The following is an 18,680-nucleotide window of genomic DNA, read 5'->3' on the forward strand; positions in this document are numbered from 1 at the left end:
CAGAGGGGATTGAGCTGGCCGATTCCGGACTGACAGACACGTGGTTCCTTCTCGTTAGGTATAGGTGAGAGACTCGATCGAGATTCAGTCGAGCTTGCTGACGGGGCTGATTCCGAGCATCGAGAGCAGCATCCTGCACTCGTCGGCGTCTTCCGCGTACGCAGCGACAACGCGCTGTGCCATACGGGCGGTTTCCTCGGCTACGGTCTCGATTTCCTCGTCCGGGATCTCGACTTCGGCTTCGACGGTCGTCTTCTCAGACATCATGTTCCTCTCGTGCTTGCCTGCACGGCGCAAGCAATGGTTCCGCAAGCAATGGTTCTACAGCGACTCTATGAGAACTGGGCACGTCAACGCTAGTTGCTCATGCATTAGGGTCGACTTACTTCTGTGTCTACCGGACATTCTCGTCCCTATCAATGCTTGGAGTTCCATGAGCACGACCCAGGTGAGTGAAGCCGTCGATTCGGGTGAATCAGGCGCAGGTAAAAGCAGTGGGGCTGCGATTTTGCGTCGAGTTCTCGTGCGTAATCGGGGACCGCTGGCCATCGGCACCGTTCTGGTGTGCCTGCATCAACTCGCCGAAACCGCGGTGCCGATTTCGATCGGTGTCATCATCGATCGGGCAATCGAGACTTCGGACACCACCACGCTCGTCGTGTCGATCTGTGCGCTCGGTGCGTTGTTTCTCGTGCTCACCGCAGCCTGGCGGTTCGGTGCTCGGTTCATCGTGACGGCGATGCAGCAGGAGGCACACAGATTGCGCCTCGAAGTGGCACACCGCGTTCTCGACCCGCGAGGTGTACACACGAACCTGCGATCCGGCGAATTGCTCACGGTATCGACGTCCGACGCGGAACAGGCGTCCTGGATAGCCGACATCGTGCCGCGGGCAGCAGCGGCACTGACCGCCGCGGTGGCGTCGGCTGTCGCGTTGCTGTGGATCGACGTCACGCTGGGGCTGGCGGTGTTGATCGGCACCCCGGTCATTCTCGGTCTACTGCAACTGTCGGCGCCGCTGATTACGTCCCGCGCGACGGGGAAGCAGGCGTCGATCGCCCGGGCATCGGCAATGGCAACGGACTTGGTGAGTGGACTGCGGCCGCTCCGCGGCATCGGCGCGGAGAAGTCGGCGTCCGATCGCTATCGCGGTGCAAGTCGCGAAGCCCTCGCATCTGCGGTCCACACGGCAAAGGCCACTGCGATCTACACCGGTGTGTCGGCGACGGTCAGCGCTTTGCTTGCTGTGGGGATCGCCGGTTGTGCCGGCTACTTCGCATTGCAGGGCCGAATCTCGGTGGGGGAGTTGATCACCGTGGTCGGACTGGCGCAGTTCTTTCTCGAACCGCTCGGCCTGCTTGCTTCTCTCCCCGGATATTTTGCGGTTGCTCGCGCGTCGTCCGATCGGTTGGCGTTGGTGCTCGACGCCGATCCGATCCTGACCCCGGGCTCGGTGACCGAGACACCGGGCTACGATCTGACTCTCGAAGGGCTGCAATTCCGTTCACTCGGCGGCGTCGATCTGCACTGCGACGCCGGCGAATTGTTGGGGGTCGTGGCGTACCAACCGCAGGACGCCGAGGCGCTGGCCACGGTGCTGTCCGGGCAACCGGGCGCACACGAGTACCGAGGTTCTGTGCGGATCGGCGGAATTTCGCTGCAGGACATGGACTTGGCACTGGCCAGGCGCACCGTGCTGGTGGAACCGCACCTGACCGATCTGTTCGGGGGTTCGCTTGGCTCCAATCTCGCAGCTGGCGCAGGCGATGCGCAGTCCTCGGATCTGGGGGAGGTGCTGGCTGCCTCGGCCGCCGCCGATGTCGTCGACTCCCATCCCCATGGACTCGACCTCGAGGTCACCGACCGCGGAGCCAGCCTGTCCGGCGGTCAACGGCAACGGGTCGCGCTGGCACGCGCGTTGCTCACGAAGGCGCCCGTGCTGGTGCTGCATGATCCGACAACCGCGGTGGACGCGGTAACGGAAGCGTCGATTGCGGCAGGCATCGCGGAATTGCGCCACAGCGGAACAGCGCTGCACACCACGATCCTGATCACGAGCAGCCCGGCGTTGCTGGCGGCAACGGATCGTGTGGTCGTTCTGGATCGGGGAGTAGTAGTGGCACAGGGGACGCATGCCGAACTCGCTCACCACGACACCGACTATCGAGGGGCGGTTCTGCGATGACCGGGAAAGAGACACGCGAACTGCTGCCGATCGCGGGCGGGCGCGAAACCTGGCAGTGGTTGAGGTCGGAGTTGGTGCAGCGGAAGCTGCAGAGTTTTCTTGTTGTGGCGGTGTCGGCCGCAGCGGCCGCGATGGCGTTGGTACCGATCTATGTGTTCGGTGTCCTGGTCGATCGGGTTCGTGAGGGTGCTCCCACGTCGACAATTCTGACGGTGGTGGCGATCATCGCGTCGGCGGCCGTCGTTGGTGGTGTTTTCACGGGATACGCGTCGTATCTGGTCAAGAGGCTGGGTGAGAACATCCTCGCGGATCTACGCGAGCGCACCGTCGACCGGGCACTGCGGTTGCCTGTGCCGACGCTGGAGAAGGTCGGTAAGGGTGATCTGCTTTCTCGCGTCGGCGATGACGTTGCCGTGATCGCCAAGGCAGTCTCCGAGGTGATTCCGAATCTGATCGGAGCCGTTCTGCTGGTCGCGCTCAGCATGGTGACCATGCTCGGTCTGGACTGGCGTCTGGGACTGGCCGGTCTGGTGGCGCTCCCGATGTACGCGATGGCGCTGAAGTGGTACCTGCCACGATCGGCGCCGATCTATGCGGCCGAGCGTGTGGCGATGGGTGCACGTTCGCAGGCGTTGATCAGCAGCGTGCAAGGTGTCAGGACGGTGCGGGCCTACAGCCTGGAGAAGGAGCACCTCGGGCGGATCGACGACGCGTCGGCGAAGGCCCGCGATCTTGCGGTGGGAGTGTTCGGCCTGTTCACCAGGTTCGCCGGGCGCGGGAACCGGGCCGAGTTCGTGGGCCTGTCCATGATCCTTGTTGTCGGGTTCCTGCTGGTGCGCGACGACATCGTGACGGTCGGCCAGACCACAACGGCAGCATTGCTGTTCCACCGCCTGTTCAATCCGATCGGTTCGCTTCTCTACACCTTCGACGAAGTGCAGTCGGCGGGCGCGAGCCTCGCACGCCTTGTGGGTGTCGTGGATATCCCGGAACCCGACCGCGCCGACATCGACGTGGCCGAACCCCGTGATCGCTCACTGACATTGCGGGACATCAGGCACAGCTACGACGGCCGCGAGGTTCTCCACGGCGTCAGTCTCACTCTGGCCGCGGGGGAGCGGGTGGCGCTGGTCGGCTCGACCGGTGCCGGGAAGTCGACGGTGGCGGCGATCGCCGCCGGATCGTGGGCACCGACGTCGGGAAGCGTGCTGATCGGTGGTGTTGCGTTGGCCGGCGTCGCTGACCTACGACGCCACATCGGCATCGTCAGTCAGGAAGTGCACGTATTTGCCGGCCCGCTGATCGAGGACCTGCGTCTCGCAGCACCCGAGGCGTCCGAGGAGGACGTGATGTCGGCGCTGAAGACCGTCGGGGCGTCTGCGTGGGTGGCGGCCTTGAGTGACGGTCTTGCAACCGTTGTCGGCGAAGGTGGGCACGAGATGACGGCGTCGCAGGCACAACAGTTGGCGTTGGCCCGGTTGGTTTTGGCAGACCCGGCTGTTGCGGTGCTGGACGAGGCGACGGCGGAGGCCGGAAGTGCTGGTGCCCGCGAATTGGAGGCAGCTGCTGATGCGGCGACGGCCGGGCGGACCACTCTTGTTGTCGCTCACCGACTTACGCAAGCGGCGGCAGCGGACCGGGTGATCGTGCTCGAGCACGGACGGATCGTGGAGGAGGGGCCGCACCTCGGGTTGGTGGCTGCGGGCGGGCGGTACGCACACCTGTGGACAGCATGGGAAGGTCGCGAGACGCGATAGTGTTGCCGCAAGCGGGGGAGCTTCGGTCAACCCGAAATCAGGCTGAGAAATGCAGCGGCAGAACACGAGGAGGAAGGCAGCTATGACGGTCGCCACTATCAACGGAATCCCGATCAATTACCAGGTCAAAGGTGATGGGGATCTGGTGGTGCTCATCATGGGTACTGGAAGTCCTGGGCGGGTGTGGGATCTTCACCAGACCCCCGCACTCGTTGCGGCGGGGTACCGCGTCTGCACCTTCGACAACCGTGGAATCGCGCCGTCCGGTGAGAGCGTCAGCGGTATCACGATGCCGGACATGGTTGCCGACACCGCAGGATTGATCGAGCATCTCGGTGGCGGCCCTGCGTACGTGATCGGAACGTCGATGGGTGCCCGAGTGGCTCAGGAACTCACGTTGGCCCGTCCGGACCTGGTCCGCAAGGCAGTGTTCCTCGCCGGCCATGCTCGGATGGATCACTTCCAGCAGACGCTGTCCGAGGGGGAGCGCGAGTTGGTCGACAGTGGCGTCGAGTTGCCCGCAAAGTATCGAGCGGCAGTAACAGCAGTGATGAACCTGTCGCCCACTACTTTGGCGGACGAGCGCTCAGCCCGGGACTGGCTGGACATTTTCGAATTCTCCGGTGGCACAACAGCACCCGGCGTTCGAGCTCAGCTGAACATGGATCGCTCGTTCGATCGCCGTAGTGAGTACCGGGCGATCATGCGTCCCTGCCTGTCCGTTGCCTTCGCCGATGACCGGATGATTCCGCCCTTCCTTTCCCGCGAGGTTGCAGACTGCATCGCTACCGCGACGTACGAAGAGATCCCGGACACCGGTCACTACGGTTACCTCGAGCGACCGGATGCCGTGAACAAGGTGCTGATCGACTTCCTGGCCGGATAAACCGCTCAGGCCAGTGCGAGGAACAGTTTCTCGAGTTCGGCTTCGGTAAGAGGGTCCTTGCCTTCGGCGCCGGTCATGCATTCACGCAGGCCGGAGGCAACGATCTTGAAGCCTGCCCGGTCGAGTGCCTTCGAGACCGCGGCCAATTGGGTGACTACGTCCTTGCAATCACGGCCGCTCTCGATCATCGTGATCACTCCGGCGAGCTGGCCGTGAGCGCGGCGCAGTCTGTTCAATACGAGCGCAATGCTCTCTTCGTCGCCGGTCATCGTGGCCCTTTCTCGAATGTTCGTACTCGGACGAGAGTACCCCGGGGGGCATGGCAGCTGATCGTGAAGGATTCTGCTCGCGCAGCGATCAGAATCCTTCACGATCGAAGCCTCAGAGTGCGCTGATGGCGGCGCGTAGTTTGGTGGCCGCCTCGGTCGCGACCGCCTCGAGTCCGCTTTCGTCGGAAACCTGCACCATGACATCCGGATTCATGGCCTCGACGTAGAACGAATCTTCGGTCGACGTGTCTTCGCGAACCACGACATTGCACGGCAGCAGTAGACCGATTTGGCGATCGACCCCAACGGCGCGGTGCGCGAGCTGTGGATTGCAGGCACCCAGGATCAGGTACTTCTCCATGTCTTCACCGAGTTTGGCCTTGAGGGTAGCTTGCATGTCGATTTCGGTGAGGATGCCGAAACCTTGATCCGATAGGGCTCCGCGAGTGCGGGCCACGACGTCGTCGAATGTTCCGCTGACCTTGGTGCCAAGAGCGATATCCATGGGAGTTCTCCTTCTGTCGTCTTCAATTCAGCATACCCCTAGGGGTATCTGGTGAACAGTGATGTCGGGTACATGATCTAGCCGTGCGAGAAGCTGATCTTCGGCAGAACCCCGCGCAGCCACGTGGGTGACCACCACGCCGCTTTGCCGGTCAGGCGCAGCGCAACCGGAAGAAGAACCAGGCGGACGAGGACGGCGTCGAGTACGACCGCGACGCCGAGGATGATTCCCATCTCCTTCGGTGGCAAGGGGTCTGCCAACGCGAAGGTGAAGAATACGGCCACCATCACGGCAGCCGCTGCTGCGATCACTCGGCCGGAGTGCGCCAGTCCGTCGATATGAGCGATCTTGGGATCGCCGGTTCGCTCGTAGTGTTCCTTGGCGCTCGAGAGGAGGAAGACGGTGTAGTCCATCGCAATCGCAAAGATCATCGCGAAGAAGAACACCGGACCCCACCCGTTCAAGAAGCCTTGAGGTTCGAAGCCGAGCAGGCCGGATCCGTGGCCGTCCTGAAATATCAGCTTCGCGACACCGAATGCCGCGCCGGTGGACAGCAGACTCACCAGCGTGCCGATGACGGCGATGAGCGGTGCCTGCAGTGCGATCAGCAGTAGGGCGAATCCGAGTGTCAGAATCACGGCAATCACGATCGGCAGGTAGTCGTTCAATGCTTGCTGAAGATCGAGATTCTCGGCTGGGGCGCCCCCGACACGCGCAGATTCGGGTAGTCGCTCTCGCAGGTCGGCGAGGATGCTCTCCATCGCGGGATCTGACGGGTCGACGCTCGGAATCGCCTGCAGCATAACCAGATCAGAACCATCTGCCGAGGGTTGTGCCGGAGTGAGCATCGCTATGCCGTCGACGGATTCGGCAACGCGTGCTGTCCCTTCTGCGTCCTCGGCGGTCGTGACAATTTGCAGCATTCCGGGAGCGCCGTCACCGAACTGCTGCTGTACCAATTCGTATCCCTGGCGGACCGGAGCGTCCTCGGGAACCACCGCGATGGACGGCATGGCCACTTTCAGTCCGAAGACGGGGATGATGAGCGCAATCAGAATCAGTAGTGCACCGATGCCGAACGGCCAGGGATGCCGGTGCAGCAGTGACGCCCACGACGCGAACAGTGGGGAACGGTGTTGCTGGCGCCGCGCGTACGGGAGTGAGCCGGCGTTGACCTTTGCACCGATTGTGCCGAGCACTGCAGGGAGCAGGGTCAGCGTTGCAGCGAGAACGAAGATCACTGCGAGCATGATTCCCGCCGCCATCGTGCGCACTGCGGGTGCGGGAACGATCAGAACCGCCGTGAGGCTGACGAGGACTGTCAGGCCGGAGAGAACGACGGCTTTGCCTGCGGTGTCCATTGTTTCGGCAACAGCGGCTCGGGGGTCGGGGTTCTTTCGTAGCGCGTCGCGGAATCTGGCAACGAGGAACAGGGCGTAGTCGATGCCGAGTGCAAGGGCAAACATCATCGCGAAGTTCATGGCCCACACCGAGATCGGCGTGATCTCGTTGAGAATCACCAGTCCGCCGGCCGACGCGACGAGACCTGCGAGGGTCAAAAGCAGTGGCAATCCGGCTGCGACCAGGGAACCGAAAGCCAGCACCATGATCGCGAGAGTGACTGGCCACGACATCATTTCGGCCTTGATCATGGCTTCGTGATTGGCCTTGTTGAAATCGCTCCACAACGCCGACGCGCCGGTCGGGTACACCTCGATCTCGTTGGTCGAGAGGTCGGAGAGTTTTCCTCCGAGTTGGTCGATGGCGCTCACCATGTCGTCTGTACTCGCGTTGGCGCCGGCAATCAGGATGCCGGTGTGTCCGTCGGGGCTGATCGTCATGCCGGGTTGTGGTGCGACAACGTCACCGAATCGACTGTCTTCGGCGAACAGTGCCGTTGCGCGGGCGAGGGTGTCCTGCAACTCCGGATCGCTGATCTGCTGCGAATCCGAATGCACGACAACCTGGACTGCGGCCGAGGAATTTCCGCCGAAATGCTGCTCTGCCAACTCCCGGACCTGTACCGATTCCGACCCGTTCGCTTGCCAACCTGCGCCGGCCAATGACGTGAAGACACTTGGTGCTGCGGCGCCAAGTGCCACGAGGGCGATCAACCAGATGCCGATAACCCAGCGGGTATGCGTGGCCATGGTGCGTCCGAGTCGGGCGAGTGCTCCGTCGCGTGCGCCCTGGTCGGGTGGCGCCGAATCGGCGCTTGTTGCGGTCGTCATTCCAACTCCTGATACGGGTGGGGGTATTTGCGAATTGCTTTCATGTATACCCCTGGGGGTATCTTGTTGTCACATCTCGGACCATGAGAAGTGCGGTACCGATGTCGGCTTAGGCTGTCGGCGGAGAGCGGCTGAGGCGTCGATTTCGGCCGGAAGATGAAGACACTCGTTCGGAAAGTGAGGAGACGCGCATGGATGCATCGGATTGGGACGAGCGGTACAGAGCAGTGACGCAGCCGTGGGGGATCGACCCGGCCGGAACGGTGGCTACGCGTGTGGCCGACCTGGACCCGGGAACTGCCGTCGACCTGGCGTGCGGCGACGGGCGTCATGCCCGCTGGCTGGCGGAGCACGGTTGGTCGGTGACCGGTGTCGACTACTCGTCGGTGGCGATCGACCGTGCGCGGTCGGCGGACGTGGACAGTGCCGTCAAATGGGAAGTCGGTGATGCGACGTCATGGACAACGGAAAGTGACGTTGACCTGGTTCTGGTGAGCTTTCTGCATCTTCCGCTCGCTGAACTTGTCGACACTTTGCGACGCGTCGCCGGGTGGGTCGCGCCGGGTGGGCGAGTGATGTACCTCGGGCATTCGATCGAGAACTATCACCGAGGGGTCGGCGGTCCGCCTGAGCCGGACATCCTGCCGGGCATTTCCGATCTAGCGCGAGCTGCCGAAGGCTTCCGCGTCTATGCGCTCGAACATGTGGTGCGTGCCCAAGATGACGGCTTTGCGATAGATATTCTGCTCGAGTTCGGTCCGTGGGACCGGCGCTGAACAGGCGATTCGCACCCTGGCCGACAAACTATGACGTGCGTCGCATTGTGGCAGGGCGCCAAGCGCTATGCGATGGGTCGCCATGTTGATACCCTCACCTAATTAAGGATAGCCTTTGCTTCTGACTTGGGATCGATGATCGGCCGCCTGGTCGTGATGTCGGGGATGGACAACCTGTATGAGTGAATCACCGAGTGACTTCAGTGCTGCATCTCTCACTGTCGATATTGTCGGAATCGGGTTCGGCCCCGCCAACCTCGCCTTGGCAATCGCAATCGAGGAACACAACGCAAACTGTGCAGCAGTTGATCGTGTCACCGCACGATTCTTCGAGAAGCAGGACGAGTTCGCCTGGCACCCGGGAATGCTCCTCGACGGAGCCACTATGCAAATTGCCTTCCCCAAGGATTTGGTGACGTTCCGCAATCCCCAGAGCGGATACAGCTTCTTCTCCTACCTTCACGAGCACGGGCGCCTCGTCGATTTTGTCAATCACCAGACTTTCTTCCCGACGCGTCACGAGTTCAACGATTACCTGTGCTGGGCCGCTTGTCGGGTTGATGCAGACGTGAGTTTCGGAACCGCGGTCGAAGCAGTCGACGGAAATCGAAACGGCGACGGCATTGTCGACCGTTTCGACGTTCGGCTAGACGATGGGACCGTGGTCACTGCGCGAAACGTCGTGGTCGCTGCTGGTCTGGTGGAGCGGATTCCCGACTGGGCGCAACTGTCCTCCCGCTGTTTCCACAACCATCAGTTCCTGTTCCATCTCGACGCGATGCCGGCACCGACACACAACCGGTTTGTTGTCCTCGGCGCAGGCCAGAGTGCCGCGGAGATCGTCGACTACCTGCATTCCCACTACCCGAACGCAGAAGTGCACAGTGTCTTTTCTCGTTACGGATACAGCCCCGCCGACGACAGTCCGTATGCCAACCGCATCTTCGATCCGGAAGCCGTCGACGCTCTGCACGGTGCAAGTGCCGCCGAGCGTGAGCGGATTCTGGCGCTGCACCGCAGTACCAATTACTCGGTTGTCGACATCGAATTGATCAACAGCCTCTATGCCACCGAGTATCAGGAAATGGTCCGCGGTCCGCGCCGGTTGTTCATGCACAAGGCGTCGGAGATCACGAGTGCCACCGAATCCGAATCCGGCATCGAACTGACCGTTCGTAGCAATCTCGACGGACTCACCGAGACACTCGAGTGCGACGCACTGGTCCTCGCTACCGGCTTCACTGCGGCCCCGCTGGATACGTTGTTGGGCGATCTCGTGTCTGATTCGTCCGTTCCGCGTACCGTAAGTCGGGACTATCGTATGGCTGTAACGGATGACGTGACGGGCGGTATCTACCTGCAGGGTGGTACGGAACGGACACACGGACTGACGTCGTCGCTGTTGTCGAACGTCGCGGTACGTGCAGGCGAGATTCTGGCGTCCGTTCTGAGCAACCAGAAGACGACCGGTGCGCTTGCTAGTCTGAGCGCACAAGAAACGTACGTAACAAGTGAGGCGAGATGAGCACTAATCCTTTCGATGACGAAGACGGACGCTTCTACGTGCTGGTGAACGACGAGGACCAGCATTCGCTGTGGCCCACGTTCTCCGAGGTCCCTGCGGGCTGGCGTGTGGTGTTCGGCGAAGAGAGCCGGGCAGCGTGCCTCGAGTACGTGGAGAAGAACTGGACCGACATGCGTCCCAAGAGTCTGCGCGAGGCGATGGAAGCAGACCAGGCTGCAGCAGGACGCAGCTCGGAGAGCTGATCCGTTCCTGGAACACGCGACAAAAGCTGGGCACCGACATAGGTGCCCAGCTTTTCGCGTTCGGCTAGTTCTACCTGCTGGCTGCCGGCGTGCGGCGTTTCCGCTTTCGGACCATGGGACGACGCAGTGAGTCCACACGCATGAGAATCCGGGGGCGTCGTAGCGTCCGGGCCACCCACTCGCCGAGTGTGACGCCCGCGGCCAATGCGCAACCGATACCGAAGGCCGACAACAGGGCAGTCAACCCGACCAGCACCTGATCGTTGAGCAACGAATAGAGCCCCTTGTACAGCGAGAGACCGGGAAGCAGTGGCGTAATGCCTGCGACGGCCACGACAAGCGGCGGAGTCAGTGCCCGGCGCGCCATCAAACCACCGGCGAGGCCGACGACCGTCGCTGCGATTGCAGCCGCGATGACTGGCCCGACGTCGAGTGTCTGCACGTAGATCGAGACACCACTGCCCGCCGCGCCGCCGAGGAAGGCGGCTGTCAACGCTCGCCTTTCCGCATAACAGGCAAGTGCGTAGAACACCGACGCGAATGCGCCGGAGAGCATCAGCACCGGAAGCTGGGTGATCGGGGAGGCTTCGACGTTGATCGGTGGCAACGTCGAGCCCAACATTCCGGTGACGCGCAACGAGATCGCGACGCCGGCGATGATGCCGCCCGTCATCATCACGACTTCGAAGAAACGTGCCACTGCGGTGATGGGCGCGCCCATGATTGCGTCCTGCACCGAGCCGACCAACGACAGCCCCGAGAGCAGAACCACCACCCCGGCCGCGATGATCAGCGACGGTCTGATGCTGATCCCCAACTGTTCCTGAAAGGTGTACAGGGTTGCGGCCGGGGCAGCGGCGATCAGGCCGCCCATCACCTGCTGGAAGAAGAACGGCAATCCGAAACGGTTGAGAACCCGGTTAACTCGGTCGATCACCATCGTCGTCAGGAATGACACCGTGGCAACCAGGAGTCCGCCGCCGAGGAGCACGGACACCGACGCGGCCATCGCAGACCACGCCAGAGTTGCGGTCCAGCGACTGTACGGATGGGGCGCGGTTGTGATCGTCGTCAGTGCCTCGTGGGCCTGATTCGGGGTGATGGCCTCGCGTCTGATGCGACGCGTCAGACGGTCCACCGCAGCGAGGCGGGTGAAGTCCATCGAGCGGTAGTGGACGATACGCATCGTGCTGGCCGGCGGGCGGGTCGGTCCTCGATACGCGGACAGAACGATCGAGTTGTACGTGACATCGACATCGCACTGAGCCAAACCGTAGGTCGCTGCGATGAACTGAACCTGTTCGGCGGTGTCCATCGCCGCCGTTCCCGATGCGAGGAGCACCTCGCCGACCCGAACTGCCAGGTCGAGGACTTCGGCCACCACTGCGTCGTCGGTCAGGTCGATCGGTTGTAGAGGCGCGGGTGCCGACGTGACCGTGTCCAGCGTGGCCTGGCGGTGGCCGGTCAAACGGTCGAGGGCCTCGGCGAGTTTCGACATCAAGGGCGGCGCGTCGGTGGTCGACTCTGCGGGGTGCTCATGGGGCCCACGGTATCTAATGTGACCCGCGCGCGGCCACCGTGACGGCTTGGATATGATGGCTCCGCAAAGATCGTTCGCGGCGACGCGTGCGACTTCGCCTCCTTAGCTCAGTGGTAGAGCACTCGCCTTGTAAGCGAAAGGTCGTCGGTTCAATCCCGACAGGAGGCTCCAATACAGAGGGCGTCCACCCGGCAATCAGCCGAGGGGCGCCCTTTTTGGTGGTGGACCTAGTTGGCGGACGGCCTGGTGTCGTGGGTATCCGCGTTGGCCTGGCTCGGGTTGATCGCAGCGGCGATGTGTTGTTGCGCGACTACACGAAGTTTGATGTTGCTCGTCTGGGATTCTTGGATGAGGAGCGAGAAGGCGTCGTCGGCGGTGACGTGTCGGGTGCCCATGATGATGCCTTTTGCCTGCTCGATCACGCCTCGGGATTCGAGGGCGAGTTCGAGGTCCCTCGTGCGTGCTCGGGCAAGCTCGAGTCGATGCGAACTGCGCAACGCGAAGTACGCCGTGAGGGCAAAGAGTTCGATGATTGCAGCGTCGGCATCGGTGAATCCGTACTGGTCGCGGCTGTACAGATTCAGTGTCCCGAGCGGTTGCCCCTGTCCGGGGAGTGGTGCGGAGAGGAAGCTCGATACTCCGGCACGCCGCGCCTCACCGGCAAATTGCGGCCAGCGACGGTTGGCTTCGCTGGAGTGTGCGTGCACGACACATGAGGCGTGGGCGGATTCCACGGCGGGCCCGACTCCGAGCTGAAATTGCAGCTCGTCGACCGAGTGGACGAGATCGTCGGTCGCGGCGACGGTGCGATGGGTGGAGTCGGACTCGGCGACGGTGATGCCGGCATGGTGGGCGCTGTCGATAATGTCCACGGCATGGTTGCAGATTTGCTCGAGGAAGTGCCCGTCATCTGTGTGCTTATCGGGTTGCGCATAGAGTGAGCGCAGGGCGTCGGTGGTTGCCCTCAATCGGGCTGGAAGTACGAAAGTGCCTGCACTGTAACCGGTTCCATGGCAAATATCGGCGTGTGGCGGCGTCATAACTTGCACACCCTTCTTCCAGGCCCGCAAATTCGGGTGATTTGTCCCATTCTCGCACCTGGATACCTGGTCTGCAGTCTGTTTAGTCGCGGAACGAGTGGATTGCCGTCGGATTCGTTACCTTTGTCACGAATCAGACATCGAGCATATTGGCTGGTGACGTTTGGCGACGCGCAGAAATGGGTATGCGCCAGTTCGCTCTAAATCTGTTGTGCTGCAACACATCCGTAAGAAGTTGCGACTGTAGTACAAGATTCTTCGTCAAGTCCCCGGATGCTCCGTGCATGGCCTATTCTCAGCGCCAGCGCACAAACTTGTACGTGTAACCCGAAGACAGTGAAGGGGATACGACAATGAATGGACTTATTGCCGCATTGAACAGCGGATTCACCCTCGGCCTGGCGAACACGATCCTGACTTTCGGCGGAATTATCGTCAATCTCAATATCGTGATCAATAACTGACTCCGCGAAACTACTCTGTTATGCAGGTAAGAACCCGTTATGCGGGTTCGATGCCTACATCGGATATCGGCCGCTCGCTCTTGCCTTTGAGCCATCGGTTGGGGAGCTTTCCGGCAAGTTCTCCGAGTGGGCCCACCGCAGCACTCAGTACCGCGACGGTGTCCTGAAGTATTTCGATGCTCGCACTCATGCGTTCGAGGTTGGGGGCCAATGACGTCAGAGTGTCGGAAAGGGCAACAATCTGATCGAGTGGACCACCCTCGGCGATAAGTCTTTCGAATGCGCCGTTCTCTGCGAGCAGCGTTTCGAGGATTCCGTTTTCTGCCAGTGCGCGATCGATGACGCCGTTCTTTGCGGTGAGGCGCTCCACCGCGCCGTCCTGGGCCGTCAATCTTTCCAATGGGCCGTCTTCGGCCGTCATCCGGTCGAGTAGCCCACCGGGTGCAAGCAGTCGCTCCAACGCGCCGTCCTCGGCGAGCACTCGGTCCAGCGGGCCGCCCGGCGCGAGCACGCGTTCGAGCGGGCCACCTGGAGCTAGAAGGCGTTCGAGTGTTCCGTCCGGTGCAGTCAACTTGTCGACCGGTCCGCCGGGGGCCAACAGTCGATCGAGTGGCCCGCCGGCGGCGAGAGCCTGCCCGATGGGACGGTCGTCCGCTGTCAGTGACGACAACTGTTGAATCATCTGCAACGGCCCGCGCGGATTTGCCAGGGATGCCGCGCCGACCGTCGTGGCGCCTGGGTTCGAGATGACAACTCGTACGGTTGTCACCGTCAGTTCGGCAATACCCAGGCTGATTTCTGCGGCGGCGATGCCCGCGCGCACGGGTAGCGTGAGTATCTCGACCAGTCTCATTGAATAACTGTAACCGGTCACACACAAATACTCGCCCGGATAATACGAGCGTCAGTGCAGAAGAACGTCAGTGCAGAACCTTGAGGCCGACCACTGCTCCGATGATGACCAGAATCAACAGGACTTTGACGATCGACGAGGACTCGGTACCCGTGATCATGGCGTATCCGACGGTCAGCGCGGCGCCGATGCCGACCCAGATTGCGTACGCAGTGCCGATCGGAAGCGTCCGCATTGCGTACGCAAGACCGGCCATGCTGACGATCAGACCGAGTATGAACACGATGGTGGGTGACAGCTTGCTGAATCCATCGGATTTGCCCAGTGCGGTGGCCCACACAGCTTCGAAGATTCCGGAAATTACGAGCACGATCCATGCCATGACGAACACTCCTAACACCGTCTTGTCGCTGGCCGGGTACGGTGTGCTCGTCCGGATGTCGTTACCGACTCACTTCACGATAGCAACGGAACGCAGGTCGAAGGCTGATTCGGGCGGTCAGACCAGTCACATCCGAAACGGTTCACAGGAACTTCCCAGGGAACACGCAGCGTGAATCCAGTAGGAGGGGAGAAGATCGTTTTTGTGACCGACAAGCCAAGTGAAGCCCGCATCCTCGTAGTCGACGACGAGCCAACCATCGTGGAGTTGCTCTCCGTGAGCCTCCGTTTTCAAGGTTTTGAGGTTGCCACCGCATCCAGTGGCGCCGAAGGACTCGACGTGGCGCGGACATTCCGTCCCGACGCGATCATCTTGGACGTCATGATGCCCGGAATGGATGGCTTCGGACTGCTGCGACGGTTGCGTGCGGACGGCGTCGACGCCCCGGTGCTTTTTCTGACGGCGAAGGACGCGTTGGACGACAAGATTACCGGCCTCACGTTGGGTGCTGATGATTACGTGACCAAGCCGTTCAGCCTCGAGGAAGTGGTGACGCGGTTGCGCGTCATACTGCGCCGAGCAGGGCGCGGAGTTGCGCCGGAGCAGTCCCCTCGGGTTACGTTCGCGGACATCGAACTTGACGACGACACGCGTGAAGTGTGGAAGAACGGAGAGCTGGTATCGCTGTCTCCGACGGAGTTCACTCTGCTGCGGTACTTCATGGTCAATGCCGGCACTGTCCTGAGCAAGCCGCGCATCCTCGATCACGTCTGGAACTACGACTTCGGCGGCGAGGTGGGTGTGGTCGAGTCCTATGTTTCCTACCTTCGACGCAAAGTCGACACGGGTGAGACTCCGTTGATCCACACGTTGCGTGGCGTCGGGTACGTGATGCGCGAACCTCGGCGATGACTTCGCAGTCGCAGACCGAAAAGCCTTCCTCGGGAAGGCGATTCCGTGTGCATGCGCTTCCGCTCCGATTCACGCTTGTGGCCGCACTACTCATTCTGGCTGGTATGGGTTTGCTCGCATCCGGAGTGGCGGTGACGTCTGCGCTCGAGAACTCGCTGACGCAACGTACCGATCGGACTCTGTACGAGGCCATCGACGGTTGGGCAAAGCCGCATTCGCGAGATGTCCAGCCGCCCAGCGCCGTCGGCCCGAATACCCGTCCGCCGAGCCCGTTCTTCGTGCGCACGGTGACTGCGGACGGAAAAATCATCACCCTGAACGACCAATCGTCGTCGACAACGCCGGACCTGTCTGTCGACGCGACGAACGGGCCGGTCACGACAGGTTCGACGGACGGTTCGGATGTGAAGTGGCGTGTGCTCTCCACTGTTCGAGACGGAACAACCACCACAATCGGCGTCCGCATGACGGATATCGAGCAGACTGTCGACGACCTGATCGGTCTCCAGTTCGGGATCGGTGTGGTGGTGTTACTCGTACTCGGCGGTGCGGCCTACTTCGTCGTCCGTCGTAGTCTTCGGCCTTTGGTAGAAGTTGAGGAAACTGCAGCAGCCATTGCCGCGGGCGGTCTCCACCGACGTGTCCCAGAAAGGGACGATCGTACCGAAATCGGTCGATTGTCGGTGGCGCTCAACGGAATGCTGGCCCAGATTCAGCGGGCCTTTGCTGCAACGGAGGCGTCGGAAGAATCGGCACGCCGCTCGGAAGAGCGTATGCGACGTTTTGTCGGCGATGCGAGCCATGAATTGCGCACTCCGCTGACTACCATCCGCGGGTTCTCGGAACTGTATCGCCAAGGTGCCATGACGGATACGGCCACACTGATGAATCGCATCGAAGGGGAAGCGTCGAGGATGGGCTTGCTGGTCGAAGACCTCCTGATGCTCGCGCGACTCGACGAGCAACGTCCGCTGGACAACAAGACGGTGGATCTCCTTGCCGTTGTGGCAGATTCGATTCAAGCGGCGCGGGCCATCGCGCCCGGTCGGAGCGTCACGCTGGCGATGACGGGTGGGCCGGGGACCCCCGAGGTTGTCGGGGATCAGGCCCGCCTGCGCCAAGTAGTCGCGAACCTGGTCGGAAATGCAGTCAAGCACACTCCGCCGGACGCTGAGATCGTCATTCGATTGGGGACTACCGAAGAGACTGTGGTCATCGAGGTTTCGGATACCGGCCAAGGGCTCAGTGAGGAAGACGCGGCACGAATTTTCGAAAGGTTCTATCGCGCGGACACGTCCCGCACGAGGGAAACCGGCGGTGCGGGTCTCGGTCTGTCGATCGTGTCCGCGTTGGTGGAAGCACACCATGGAACCGTCTCGGTGACCAGCGCGCCCGGCGAGGGTGCGACCTTCCGGGTCGAACTGCCTCGCGAGCCCCACGAAGACTGACCTGGAGAGAAAACTGTGTAGCATCCACTGCGCAACACCACTCGAACGTCGTTGGCGCCAGACCGGTCACGAGGTAGTTCCGGGGCGACAAGATCGTGAAAACTGCTGCCGCCGAAGGTGAAAAAAAGAACGATTACCTGCGTTATCTTCGAACAAGTCCAGCGACAGGCACTTCTCGACGAAGTTGCACGCTTGTACGAGACAAGTGGTAATCGACGTTCGGCGTGTCGAGTGCCACACGCGGAGTGCGCGACCCACCGCTGCCGAGTTCGCGGAAAGTCCGGTCAGGCGACGTAGGACTCGAGGCGGGTTCTCACCAGGGTGTCGATGTCACCGCGACGCTTCTCCGAGACCACACCGGCAAGGAGCAGTACGAACAACTCGTCGATGCGCTCCGAGAGATCCGCTCGACGCGTCAGCACGTTCGAGACCATTTGCACGCCCGTGAATGTCGCCGTGACAACACGACCTACGGATTCGGGTGTGACGTCTTGGCGGATATCGCCTTCTTGCTGTGCGATGTCGGCCAGCCTTTGAAGTTCTCGAATCCAGGTGAGATAGGGCTCGAAGGGGCCGTCGGCAGTATTGAGCTCCAAGGTGAGTCGGATGCCGGCGCGAACGACTGGATCGGAGATCAATTGTCGAGCGATCTCGTTGCAGACCATGATGACCTGCTCCAATGCCGGGGCGCCGGTAGACGCAGCTGCAGAGAACGATGCCAGGGAAATGCGATGCTGCTCGTCGATGACGGCCTGGGCAAGTTCGTCTTTGGAGGAGAAGTGAAAGTAAACCGCGCCCTTGGTCATCCGTGACGCGGACACGATGTCATTCATGCTGGTGCTGCCGTACCCAGAGATTTCGAAACGGTCAGCCGCGCCGCGGAGAATCTGCTGGCGACTGATTTTGGCGCGTTCCTGCATTGCTTCCGTTCCTCCGAATGGTCCCAACTGGTGTGTCCCGTTGGGCGCTGGTCCTGCGACCAGCGCTCAACGGTAGCAGCGAAACTCGTTGTTGTGCGACAACGTAAACGGACTGTTCGGAATGTGGAAGTGCAGGTCACCGTCAATAAACGGAATAAAGTGGACGGCCGCAACACTGGATCGGACATTGCGGCAACTCTCACAGTTAACCGTCAGCGCGCTGAAACGTTGCTCGTATGTCCGATTTCGCGAAGTGCTGCCTTCAGACGTGCTTGGGCGTCTTCGAGAGATTCAGGCGACGGCGACGGATCGGCGCCACTGATGTCGAAATTTCCCATTGTGTATGCGGGAAAAACATGGACGTGCAGATGCGGCACTTCCAAACCGGCGATCAGGAGCCCGGCGCGCGGTGCGTCGAACGCTTTGCGCACGGCCTGTCCCATCGTGCGTGCAACTGTGGTCACTTTGGCAAAAAGTTCGGGATCGACGTCCTGCCACTGATCTACCTCGGTACGAGGAACTACCAGTACATGGCCCTGTGTCACCGGCGCGATAGTAAGGAAGGCAACGACGTCGTCGTCCTCCCACACAAAACGGCCAGGTAGGTCCCCGTTGATGATGGCGCTGAATACTGAAGGCATAGGTCAAAGGCTATCCCGCACAGTGTTTGGCAGGAAACCCGTCGGTTGGCAGGAAAGCTCGTCGTCTGGGAATCTGGTTGCCAGGAAACTCCCAGCCCGTGTCC

The 18,680-nt window shown here is 61.5% G+C and carries 18 protein-coding genes, 1 tRNA gene and 1 riboswitch; of the genes, 9 read left to right on the plus strand and 10 right to left on the minus strand.

Translation table 11 applies throughout. The features are described 5' to 3' along the window. Positions 1 to 84 precede the first annotated feature (84 nt). The gene (locus C7T36_RS25965; protein ID WP_371851322.1) at positions 85 to 264 is read right to left on the minus strand and encodes a hypothetical protein; all 180 of its coding nucleotides are present in this window, start codon (positions 262 to 264) and stop codon (positions 85 to 87) included. A gap of 169 nt (positions 265 to 433) precedes the next feature. Here C7T36_RS25965 and C7T36_RS25970 point away from each other — a divergent pair, with 169 nt between their 5' ends. The 3 genes from C7T36_RS25970 to C7T36_RS25980 all read left to right on the plus strand — a co-directional run bounded on the left by C7T36_RS25970 (position 434) and on the right by C7T36_RS25980 (position 4,828). Then, complete coding sequence (locus tag C7T36_RS25970; RefSeq protein WP_045068717.1) at positions 434 to 2,185, plus strand: ABC transporter ATP-binding protein; 1,752 nt, start codon at positions 434 to 436, stop codon at positions 2,183 to 2,185. Continuing rightward, positions 2,182 to 3,942, plus strand: coding sequence for an ABC transporter ATP-binding protein (locus tag C7T36_RS25975; protein WP_045068719.1), 1,761 nt, complete (start codon positions 2,182 to 2,184; stop codon positions 3,940 to 3,942). The genes C7T36_RS25970 and C7T36_RS25975 overlap by 4 nt, the downstream gene beginning before the upstream one ends. 82 nt (positions 3,943 to 4,024) lie before the next feature. Next, entirely contained in the window at positions 4,025 to 4,828 is an 804-nt protein-coding gene (locus C7T36_RS25980) for an alpha/beta fold hydrolase (RefSeq protein ID WP_045068722.1), read from the plus strand. 5 nt (positions 4,829 to 4,833) lie between these two features. On the opposite strand, the gene C7T36_RS25985 is transcribed toward C7T36_RS25980, so the two are convergent. The 3 genes from C7T36_RS25985 to C7T36_RS25995 all read right to left on the minus strand — a co-directional run bounded on the left by C7T36_RS25985 (position 4,834) and on the right by C7T36_RS25995 (position 7,833). Continuing rightward, positions 4,834 to 5,097 carry a metal-sensitive transcriptional regulator gene (locus tag C7T36_RS25985; protein ID WP_033232278.1) on the minus strand — a complete coding sequence of 88 codons (264 nt, stop codon included), beginning with the start codon at positions 5,095 to 5,097 and terminating at the stop codon, positions 4,834 to 4,836. 112 nt (positions 5,098 to 5,209) lie between these two features. Beyond that, on the minus strand, positions 5,210 to 5,602 hold the full coding sequence (locus C7T36_RS25990) for a DUF302 domain-containing protein (protein ID WP_033232277.1): 393 nt from the start codon (positions 5,600 to 5,602) through the stop codon (positions 5,210 to 5,212). A gap of 77 nt (positions 5,603 to 5,679) precedes the next feature. Next, positions 5,680 to 7,833: an MMPL family transporter gene (locus tag C7T36_RS25995; protein WP_045068724.1), complete on the minus strand. Its 2,154-nt coding sequence runs from the start codon at positions 7,831 to 7,833 to the stop codon at positions 5,680 to 5,682. A gap of 191 nt (positions 7,834 to 8,024) precedes the next feature. On the opposite strand from C7T36_RS25995, the gene C7T36_RS26000 reads away from it, so the two are divergent. The 3 genes from C7T36_RS26000 (at position 8,025) to C7T36_RS26010 (ending at position 10,376) form a co-directional block, all read left to right on the plus strand. Continuing rightward, on the plus strand, positions 8,025 to 8,609 hold the full coding sequence (locus C7T36_RS26000) for a bifunctional 2-polyprenyl-6-hydroxyphenol methylase/3-demethylubiquinol 3-O-methyltransferase UbiG (RefSeq protein WP_033232274.1): 585 nt from the start codon (positions 8,025 to 8,027) through the stop codon (positions 8,607 to 8,609). Positions 8,610 to 8,787: 178 nt separating this feature from the next. Then, complete coding sequence (locus C7T36_RS26005; RefSeq protein WP_045068727.1) at positions 8,788 to 10,134, plus strand: lysine N(6)-hydroxylase/L-ornithine N(5)-oxygenase family protein; 1,347 nt, start codon at positions 8,788 to 8,790, stop codon at positions 10,132 to 10,134. Beyond that, on the plus strand, positions 10,131 to 10,376 hold the full coding sequence (locus C7T36_RS26010) for an MbtH family protein (RefSeq protein WP_033232272.1): 246 nt from the start codon (positions 10,131 to 10,133) through the stop codon (positions 10,374 to 10,376). Before C7T36_RS26005 ends, C7T36_RS26010 begins: the two co-directional genes overlap by 4 nt. 70 nt (positions 10,377 to 10,446) lie before the next feature. Here C7T36_RS26010 and C7T36_RS26015 read toward each other — a convergent pair whose 3' ends face one another. Beyond that, positions 10,447 to 11,874, minus strand: coding sequence for a threonine/serine exporter ThrE family protein (locus C7T36_RS26015; protein WP_033232271.1), 1,428 nt, complete (start codon positions 11,872 to 11,874; stop codon positions 10,447 to 10,449). Between the two features lie 138 nt (positions 11,875 to 12,012). Between C7T36_RS26015 and C7T36_RS26020 the strand changes: the two genes are divergently transcribed. Further along, a tRNA-Thr gene (locus tag C7T36_RS26020) sits at positions 12,013 to 12,087 on the plus strand. 56 nt (positions 12,088 to 12,143) lie between these two features. Here C7T36_RS26020 and C7T36_RS26025 read toward each other — a convergent pair. From C7T36_RS26025 to C7T36_RS26035, 3 genes are all read right to left on the minus strand, one after another. Then, positions 12,144 to 12,956 (minus strand): GAF and ANTAR domain-containing protein, encoded by an 813-nt coding sequence (locus C7T36_RS26025; protein ID WP_052683578.1) that lies wholly within the window; start codon positions 12,954 to 12,956, stop codon positions 12,144 to 12,146. A 501-nt stretch (positions 12,957 to 13,457) separates the two neighbouring features. Next, on the minus strand, positions 13,458 to 14,273 hold the full coding sequence (locus tag C7T36_RS26030) for an ABC transporter (RefSeq protein WP_033232269.1): 816 nt from the start codon (positions 14,271 to 14,273) through the stop codon (positions 13,458 to 13,460). A 67-nt stretch (positions 14,274 to 14,340) separates the two neighbouring features. Beyond that, on the minus strand, positions 14,341 to 14,655 hold the full coding sequence (locus C7T36_RS26035) for a multidrug efflux SMR transporter (RefSeq protein WP_033232602.1): 315 nt from the start codon (positions 14,653 to 14,655) through the stop codon (positions 14,341 to 14,343). Between the two features lie 11 nt (positions 14,656 to 14,666). Next, positions 14,667 to 14,729, minus strand: a riboswitch (guanidine-III (ykkC-III) riboswitch). A 130-nt stretch (positions 14,730 to 14,859) separates the two neighbouring features. Here C7T36_RS26035 and C7T36_RS26040 point away from each other — a divergent pair. Both C7T36_RS26040 and C7T36_RS26045 read left to right on the plus strand, forming a co-directional pair. After that, entirely contained in the window at positions 14,860 to 15,567 is a 708-nt protein-coding gene (locus tag C7T36_RS26040) for a response regulator transcription factor (RefSeq protein ID WP_033232268.1), read from the plus strand. After that, on the plus strand, positions 15,564 to 17,015 hold the full coding sequence (locus C7T36_RS26045; RefSeq protein ID WP_045068731.1) for a cell wall metabolism sensor histidine kinase WalK: 1,452 nt from the start codon (positions 15,564 to 15,566) through the stop codon (positions 17,013 to 17,015). Before C7T36_RS26040 ends, C7T36_RS26045 begins: the two co-directional genes overlap by 4 nt. Before the next feature lie 284 nt (positions 17,016 to 17,299). Here C7T36_RS26045 and C7T36_RS26050 read toward each other — a convergent pair whose 3' ends face one another. Together C7T36_RS26050 and C7T36_RS26055 are read right to left on the minus strand one after the other, a co-directional pair. Further along, complete coding sequence (locus tag C7T36_RS26050) at positions 17,300 to 17,935, minus strand: ScbR family autoregulator-binding transcription factor (RefSeq protein ID WP_033232267.1); 636 nt, start codon at positions 17,933 to 17,935, stop codon at positions 17,300 to 17,302. Positions 17,936 to 18,147: 212 nt separating this feature from the next. Continuing rightward, entirely contained in the window at positions 18,148 to 18,576 is a 429-nt protein-coding gene (locus tag C7T36_RS26055; RefSeq protein ID WP_033232265.1) for an HIT family protein, read from the minus strand. Between the last annotated feature and the right edge of the window lie 104 nt (positions 18,577 to 18,680).

Source organism: Rhodococcus sp. AD45-ID, from assembly GCF_003023755.1.
In the GTDB taxonomy this organism is placed as follows: Bacteria; Actinomycetota; Actinomycetes; order Mycobacteriales; family Mycobacteriaceae; genus Rhodococcus_F; species Rhodococcus_F globerula.

Bases quoted from the DNA above. Each gene is read 5' to 3' on its own strand.
- C7T36_RS25985 (WP_033232278.1), bottom strand. From the start codon at position 5,097: ATGACCGGCGACGAAGAGAGCATTGCGCTCGTATTGAACAGACTGCGC.
- C7T36_RS25975 (WP_045068719.1), top strand. From the start codon at position 2,182: ATGACCGGGAAAGAGACACGCGAACTGCTGCCGATCGCGGGCGGGCGC.
- C7T36_RS26025 (WP_052683578.1), bottom strand. From the start codon at position 12,956: ATGACGCCGCCACACGCCGATATTTGCCATGGAACCGGTTACAGTGCA.
- C7T36_RS26050 (WP_033232267.1), bottom strand. From the start codon at position 17,935: ATGCAGGAACGCGCCAAAATCAGTCGCCAGCAGATTCTCCGCGGCGCG.
- C7T36_RS26035 (WP_033232602.1), bottom strand. From the start codon at position 14,655: ATGGCATGGATCGTGCTCGTAATTTCCGGAATCTTCGAAGCTGTGTGG.
- C7T36_RS25990 (WP_033232277.1), bottom strand. From the start codon at position 5,602: ATGGATATCGCTCTTGGCACCAAGGTCAGCGGAACATTCGACGACGTC.
- C7T36_RS26030 (WP_033232269.1), bottom strand. From the start codon at position 14,273: ATGAGACTGGTCGAGATACTCACGCTACCCGTGCGCGCGGGCATCGCC.
- C7T36_RS26000 (WP_033232274.1), top strand. From the start codon at position 8,025: ATGGATGCATCGGATTGGGACGAGCGGTACAGAGCAGTGACGCAGCCG.
- C7T36_RS25970 (WP_045068717.1), top strand. From the start codon at position 434: ATGAGCACGACCCAGGTGAGTGAAGCCGTCGATTCGGGTGAATCAGGC.
- C7T36_RS25980 (WP_045068722.1), top strand. From the start codon at position 4,025: ATGACGGTCGCCACTATCAACGGAATCCCGATCAATTACCAGGTCAAA.
- C7T36_RS26045 (WP_045068731.1), top strand. From the start codon at position 15,564: ATGACTTCGCAGTCGCAGACCGAAAAGCCTTCCTCGGGAAGGCGATTC.
- C7T36_RS25995 (WP_045068724.1), bottom strand. From the start codon at position 7,833: ATGACGACCGCAACAAGCGCCGATTCGGCGCCACCCGACCAGGGCGCA.
- C7T36_RS26005 (WP_045068727.1), top strand. From the start codon at position 8,788: ATGAGTGAATCACCGAGTGACTTCAGTGCTGCATCTCTCACTGTCGAT.
- C7T36_RS26055 (WP_033232265.1), bottom strand. From the start codon at position 18,576: ATGCCTTCAGTATTCAGCGCCATCATCAACGGGGACCTACCTGGCCGT.
- C7T36_RS26015 (WP_033232271.1), bottom strand. From the start codon at position 11,874: ATGTCGAAACTCGCCGAGGCCCTCGACCGTTTGACCGGCCACCGCCAG.
- C7T36_RS25965 (WP_371851322.1), bottom strand. From the start codon at position 264: ATGTCTGAGAAGACGACCGTCGAAGCCGAAGTCGAGATCCCGGACGAG.
- C7T36_RS26010 (WP_033232272.1), top strand. From the start codon at position 10,131: ATGAGCACTAATCCTTTCGATGACGAAGACGGACGCTTCTACGTGCTG.